The organism is Oleiphilus sp. HI0086 (assembly GCF_001635225.1).
The window spans coordinates 1-5,485 of the sequence record NZ_LWFZ01000854.1; the positions used below are offsets into that span (position 1 = coordinate 1).

Sequence of the window (5,485 nt, forward strand, 5' to 3'; positions counted from 1 at the left end):
TGCCGATGAAGAGGTAGAAAGCAAAAAAGCTAAGGTGAAACTCAACCAGTGGGTGCGCCTGCATGACTACAACATCAGCCAGAAAGTGCAGGTGATTGTGGAGCACTTTAAAGACAATATCATGGGCTTATTAGGTGGCCAGGCCAAAGCGATGGTGGTGACCAGCTCTCGTAAAGAAGCGGTGCGTTACAAGCTGGCGTTTGATAAGTACATCACCGAAAAAGGCTATCAGAAGATTCAGGCCATGGTGGCGTTCTCGGGTGAGCTGGAGTTCACCGATAGAGATCCTAATGCTGAGGCGTTAATCGGCGAGAAGTTTACCGAAACCAGTATGAACCCCGGCCTGAAAGGCCGTGATATGCGCAAAGCCTTTGACAGTGACGATTATCAGGTGATGATCGTGGCGAATAAATTCCAGACCGGTTTTGACCAGCCCAAGTTATGCGCCATGTATGTCGACAAAAAACTGGGCGGGGTAGAGTGTGTGCAAACGCTGTCGCGCTTAAACCGCACCTTCCCCGGTAAGGCTGAGTGTGGCACTTACGTGCTGGACTTCTTTAATGACCCTGAAGATATATTGGGAGCTTTCCAGCCTTACTTCCAAACAGCAGAACTGGCCGATGTATCCGATCCGGATTTGATTTTTGATCTATCCGATAAGTTAAAAGCAGCCGGTATATTCCTCTGGAGCGAAGTAGAGCAGTTCTGCGATGCCTTCTTTGTGAAGAGCAAAAGTAATGCTGCTATTGCCAATATCTGTAAGCCAGCGGTGGATCGCTGGCAGAAGCGCTACCAGTTGGCGGTAGAGGCATTTAAAGAGGCCAAGGATATGTTTGAGCGCACAAAGCGAACGGACGATGCTGTATTGATTGCTAACGCCGAGAATAGCTTTAAAGAGTGCAAGCAAGCGAAAGATGAGCTGGAAATATTCAAAAAGGACTTGGGTACCTTCGTACGGTTCTACGAGTTCATGTCTCAGATCGTAGACTACGACGATAAAGAGCTAGAAAGGCTCAGCTTGTATGCGCGCAACCTGCAACCCATGTTAAGGGAAGCGGTCATCGAAGATGGCGACATTGATCTATCAAATGTCCAGCTCAGCCACTATCGTTTGTCCAAGATCAGACAGCAGGACATTAAACTAAAAGTTGACTCGGAAGAGGACAAGCTTGAACCGGGTGACGGCTTAGGAACAGCCAAACCAAGAGATAAAAAAGAAGAGTTCTTATCTCACCTAATCAGCAAGCTAAATGAACTGTTTATTACGGACAACTTAACCGATCAAGACTTGGTTAATTACGCATACACAGTAAGAGATAAGGTTCGTGAGAATAAAAATGTTATGAGCCAAATTAGCAATAATACGGCAGAACAAGCGATGCTAGGTCACTTTCCTAAAGCAGTTGATGACGCCATATTAAGCAGTAGTGAAGCACATCAAGATCAGATGATGCAGTTGTTATCTGATCCAGAGAAGGCTGCGAAGTTTGGGCGAATTGTTTTTGGTTTATTGAATGCTCAGTAAGTAAATCATATTCAATATTGGGATAGGTTTTTATATGGATCTAAAATTCGAGTTTGACAATTCTGCTGATGCTTTTTCGTTTAGTAGAAACCTAACAAGAAGTTTAAAGGTTGCGTCTTGCTTTGAGCGCGATGAAGATAAGCATCTTGTTGTCGTGCGCGAGAAAAGTTTAACCGATATAAGTGCTTCTGCATTAGCGGTTTCAATAGTTACAGCAGGCCTAGTAAATGGACAGCAATACTTTGATAAAGAAAAGTTTATCTTGGTGATTGAAGCTATGCAGCGAGCCAATCCAGCGTTAGTAGATATGACTTCACCTCAAATTGGTGAGTATCTAGCAAGTTTGTCTCCAGAGCAATTGCAAGGTGTAGTGAGTAACACAAAAGGTGTTTACCACGAGATGCTATATGTGGATTCGGTAAACAGTGCGGGAGGGGAGGCAGTACTGCATGAGGACTTAAATAATCCAGGTTCAGATGTTGTGATTAGAGAAGATGGCGCTTTGAGTGAAGTCCAATTGAAAGCGACTGATAACGTAACCTACGTAAACGAGCATATTGAGAAGTATCCCGATATTGATGTTGTAGCCACAACAGAGGTTGCTGCAAAAATAGATGGCGTTGAAAGCTCGGGCTTTTCCAACGAATCTCTTGAACAAGATGTGACTAGCGGTGTTGAAGAGCTAATCGCAGGTAATGATACGGCCGATGTTGTTGTGAGTAATTTAACCTCTAGTGTCGCTGAAGAAAGTATTGGTCTTGGGCCCATCAGTATATTAACAGGGTTGCTGTTTGGTATTTTCTGAGTCTTTTTGAGAATAATCTAATCGAAATGCATATGCGGAAATAAGTAAACATATGGCATATATAAACAAAGGTTAGCGGAAGGTGGTGCAATAAACTCTACAGTTTTAATGCTGACCGTACCGTTGATCGGTTTAATTAGGTCTTAGAGTGTTGAGCAACAATACCGCAATACGGTTCAAGGTAAACCGTCATCCGGTTTAGCTGTAATAATTTAGACACAATATCACTAACTAAGAATCAGGCCGTATAATAAATCTGAGTTGTCACAGTTAGCCAAATGCTCCATCTAATAAACCACGTAAAAAACGTGGAGGACCCCCAGGGTCGTTCATACACACTGTTAGGGTTATAAAATGAGAGGGTTTTCTAGTCTTGTTCTATTCATTATTGGTTTAGCAATAACGCTTCAGTGGTTTGAAGATAATAAGTCCCTATTTGTTTTACTATGGCAAATAGTTTTAGTTATTGTACCTCTAGCCACGATAGGCGGTTTTATCAACGAGTTTTTTCAAAGAAAAAGGTATGTTAAATATTGGTATGACAAGCCGACTTGGTATGGTGCAATGGAATGTAATAAGTGCTTTTATGACTGGCAAAGTCGCCGAAATACTCCACCGGCTAAATGCCCAAGCTGTAGTTCCAAAGATATTGATGTGGTTTATGTGTATGAGAAAGCCATAAAGCAGGTCGAAAGGTCGGTGCTAACGGTAGAGGACTGGGAGCAAATACCTGAAGAGAATACTATTACTACGTATCCTTCGTGGTTATTTTTAACAACCATCTTCACAGTATTTGAGTTTATATTTATTTATGCCATGTATTCATCCTAACAAGTTTATCGAACCTCGTTTCGCCCATGATAGCTGATCAGCTATCATGGGATTGTAGAAAGGCATACGTCCTTTTATTTTGAATGCGACATTTGTTTTGCCAATAAAAAAGCCCGCATATCGCGAGCTTTCTAATATTAACTAGAGTGCTTTATCTTGCTTGCAGCTGCTGACTTTGCATGGCTTCGGCTTCAGCAATCATTTCAAGCTGCTCTTTTTTTGCCTCATTCAACACTTTCATATAAATTCTTTTTTTTCTATCTGACTTTACGTTATGTGCAAAGTGCGAAAGAGGTGATTCAACCGTAACTTTTGTTTTACGAATTATCATCTTCCGTCTCCGTATTATCCAACGCCTCTCTTAGGGACGCGGGAGTATATTTTTCGTCCAAATAATTGTCAATATTACCAATATTAAATTCTGGCCGAACTTTTTGATCTAAGTCTTTAAACAATAAATCAACTTGTAGGTTTTGTCCAAACTCTTCTTTTAATTTGCGGACTGTATCTTTCGATTTAAAGTACCTATCAACAAATACATCTAAATCAATAGCCCGTCCCATCGTTAATTCACGGGCTTTTGCAGCTTTCCAGGCATTTAATGGGTCATTGTAAACAAATGTGATAACAACGCAGTAATCCCTTTTAGGTGATAGGCATCGCTCAATATTCTGTTTGGTTTTATCATAGTCTGATAAGGTTCCATCAAGTATGAAGCTTTGTTTATTCTTCATTAACTTATCAAAAACGGCATCTACGATGATGGATGTAGGGTACTGAAAAAGTCTAGCGTTCTTTCCGTTATAGCCAGGCATTTGCTCTCTAATCTCATCAGGGTCAATGAGAGAAAATGCACCTTCATTATCCTTAAATTCATCATCTAGAACGCGTTTTAGGGCGTGAGCAACTTCAGTTTTGCCAGCTGCTGGACAGCCAGCCATGTAATAAGCTGTTGGTTCAGTGTCTGCTGGAACAAGATCTTTATTAGCGTACTCTTGTACAAAGTGCTTTTTTCGTTCCTTTGCCCATTTTATCGCGGCATCGACTAATCCTTGTTCATCTTCAGTGAAATCGCTCATTCAGCACCCATTACCATAGTTGACCAGTTAAGTTTGCATGTAAGCTAAAAATAATCAACTGTTGATAGTGGTATTGCGTCAGTTTAATAAATGAACTCAAAGGAACTAAGTTTATTTAATTTTGAACCGGGGGCGGAGCCAGAAACTCCAAATAAATAAGGAGTATCTCTCTTAACGCAAAGGCCCGCATAAGGCTTAGATATTTAGAGTCTACTTGCTATAAGTTTTCACTATTGCAGTCTTTGGTAGAAAGAAGCTGCTTCAAATACTCACCTTCTTCCTGACTAATCAACCCAACGATATTGTATTTAATCCACCCTGGTATCGGGTCATACCCACCAGCTAAAGCCGCTTCTATATTGTCAGTCTTATCGGCCAGGTATTTCAAAAAATAATCTGCTAATGACTCTCTTAAACGAATATTTCGGCAGCTTGCAACCAACAGCATGCTTTCAGTCACTGGGTCTAGGTTTAGTAAATCGTCAAATAGGTATCCATCAATTATGACACCGCCCAAGCTAAGTACAATCTCTAGTATCTTTACTTTGGCTATAGGATAGCTGTAAGACCTATTAATAGCGCGGTCAGGAAGTTTAAGTTCTGCTGGCTCTAGTAACTCTAAAGAACTTGATTCTGCGAATATTTTAGCTCTCAGTATTTGTACTTTGATGTCGTCGCTTGTTGCTGTGTTTATAGCTATCAGCGCATCCAAAGCAAGACTATAAAATATGACCGAACCAAAGGGGAAGTTGTACTGTTGAAGATAACTCTCTAGTCCTCTGCTTTTAAGATTAGAGATGATTTCATTGTTTATGAGTTCCTTGTTTAGAAAGTCTTGCGGGAGATAGAAGTCCAATTTATTTTCCTCTTACTTGATTAGCTATTTTTACCTTATCTATCAAATAAGACCACGCAAGCGGACATCATAAGGACAAGTTGTTCTAGTGGATGTTTTGATTGAAACTGTGCAGCTAAAAAACAAACTTTTGTAGTGGTCAACTAAAACTGGCCAGCCCGTTATAAGTTTTTTCGTAAGCCTGTTCAGTCAATAACGGTGACATACCACCATTATGATGATGAGGCCGATGACGATTGTAGTAACCATTAATGTATTGATCGATAGCTGCTTCTGCTTCCATAAACGATTCATATCCTGATCGCGGCATCCATTCTGTTTTAAAGCTTCTAAAGAATCGCTCCATTGGCGCATTATCCCAGCAATTTCCTCTGCGACTTAGGCTTTGT

6 protein-coding genes and 1 pseudogene are annotated in these 5,485 nt (G+C 40.9%); 3 read left to right on the forward strand and 4 right to left on the reverse strand.

All coding sequences use genetic code 11. The features are described 5' to 3' along the window. The 3 genes and pseudogenes from A3756_RS15410 to A3756_RS15420 form a co-directional block, all read left to right on the forward strand. Positions 1–1,525, forward strand: a pseudogene (locus A3756_RS15410) (type I restriction endonuclease subunit R); the annotation flags it as partial. Positions 1,526–1,559: 34 nt separating this feature from the next. Continuing rightward, on the forward strand, positions 1,560–2,330 hold the full coding sequence (locus tag A3756_RS15415; RefSeq protein WP_068513860.1) for a hypothetical protein: 771 nt from the start codon (positions 1,560–1,562) through the stop codon (positions 2,328–2,330). Positions 2,331–2,684: 354 nt separating this feature from the next. Then, positions 2,685–3,161 carry a hypothetical protein gene (locus A3756_RS15420; RefSeq protein ID WP_068513857.1) on the forward strand — a complete coding sequence of 159 codons (477 nt, stop codon included), beginning with the start codon at positions 2,685–2,687 and terminating at the stop codon, positions 3,159–3,161. A 151-nt stretch (positions 3,162–3,312) separates the two neighbouring features. Here the strand turns inward: A3756_RS15420 and A3756_RS15425 are convergent, their stop codons facing one another. From A3756_RS15425 to A3756_RS15440, 4 genes are all read right to left on the reverse strand, one after another. Next, positions 3,313–3,492 carry a hypothetical protein gene (locus A3756_RS15425; RefSeq protein WP_068513854.1) on the reverse strand — a complete coding sequence of 60 codons (180 nt, stop codon included), beginning with the start codon at positions 3,490–3,492 and terminating at the stop codon, positions 3,313–3,315. After that, the gene (locus tag A3756_RS15430) at positions 3,479–4,240 is read right to left on the reverse strand and encodes a zeta toxin family protein (protein WP_068553822.1); all 762 of its coding nucleotides are present in this window, start codon (positions 4,238–4,240) and stop codon (positions 3,479–3,481) included. Before A3756_RS15430 ends, A3756_RS15425 begins: the two co-directional genes overlap by 14 nt. A 217-nt stretch (positions 4,241–4,457) precedes the next feature. Continuing rightward, the gene (locus A3756_RS15435; RefSeq protein WP_068553824.1) at positions 4,458–5,096 is read right to left on the reverse strand and encodes a hypothetical protein; all 639 of its coding nucleotides are present in this window, start codon (positions 5,094–5,096) and stop codon (positions 4,458–4,460) included. A 139-nt stretch (positions 5,097–5,235) separates the two neighbouring features. Continuing rightward, on the reverse strand, positions 5,236–5,485 hold a 250-nt coding region (locus tag A3756_RS15440; RefSeq protein ID WP_156490510.1), incomplete at its 5' end, for an integrase core domain-containing protein.